Genomic DNA, 451 nt, shown 5'->3' on the forward strand with positions numbered 1-451 from the left:
CGGGTCCAAGTCAAGATTGATAAAGATTTGGCCGATGATACCGAAGCAGTTTTAAGCGAATTGGGCTTAAATCCAACCACGGCCATTAACATGTTTTACAAGCGGATTGTTGCTAATGGTGCTTTACCTTTTAATGCGTCTTTAAGCGAAGAAGAAAGAGCTAATTTACGCTTTTTAAAGGCGACCGAAGGGACACCAGTCACCGAGTTCAAAGATGCTAAAGAGGTCGCTGATTGGCTCAACGATCCAGATGAGGACTAATGACTTAGTCAGCCTATACGTTAGTTTTGTAGAAACTAACGGTGGCAAGTCTCGGCCAGTTTTAATTCGTCGGGTATCAGAACAGACGGTCGAGGCTTTTAAAATTACTAGTCAGTATGAAAAGAAGTCGGCTTATATCAAGCAACAATATTATCCGATTCAAGATTGGCAATCCGCTGGGTTGAAGAAA

Annotated in this window: 1 protein-coding gene and 1 pseudogene; both read left to right on the forward strand. The window is 42.1% G+C overall.

The window, feature by feature from the left end:
- A partial coding sequence (locus FC82_RS13260) for a type II toxin-antitoxin system RelB/DinJ family antitoxin (RefSeq protein WP_156405155.1) occupies positions 1 to 261 on the forward strand: 261 nt, incomplete at its 5' end.
- A pseudogene (locus FC82_RS13265) lies at positions 251 to 451 on the forward strand (hypothetical protein); the annotation flags it as partial. The gene FC82_RS13260 and the pseudogene FC82_RS13265, both read left to right, overlap by 11 nt.

Origin of the sequence: Secundilactobacillus collinoides DSM 20515 = JCM 1123 (assembly GCF_001435975.1) — a bacterium.
GTDB classification, from domain to species: domain Bacteria; phylum Bacillota; class Bacilli; order Lactobacillales; family Lactobacillaceae; genus Secundilactobacillus; species Secundilactobacillus collinoides.